The sequence below is a fragment of the Streptomyces sp. NRRL F-5123 genome, assembly GCF_000721495.1.
Classification (GTDB): Bacteria; Actinomycetota; Actinomycetes; order Streptomycetales; family Streptomycetaceae; genus Actinacidiphila.
The window spans coordinates 1-225 of the sequence record NZ_JOHY01000231.1; the positions used below are offsets into that span (position 1 = coordinate 1).

The 225-nt window shown below is 65.3% G+C and carries 1 pseudogene; it reads right to left on the reverse strand.

What is annotated here, in order from left to right:
• A pseudogene (locus IH54_RS0139075) lies at positions 1 to 225 on the reverse strand (hypothetical protein); the annotation flags it as partial.

A 225-nucleotide genomic window follows, 5' to 3' on the forward strand; every position in this document is an offset into this window, starting at 1 on the left:
CACGCCCGGTACCGGCCAGACATGCAACTCGGCAAGCACCGCGTCGGCATGATGCGTCAGCGTCTCTGCCGCGGAGGGCAGCGGACCAACGACGCCGTCTGTCGAGTATTCCCATGCCCAGCCGCGCGACCGGACCAGATCGAACACCAATTGCCAGTCCTCGACCGAGGTCCCTGACACGCACCCATCAGGCAGGGCGCCCATCAGCTCGGGGTCGAAGAAATT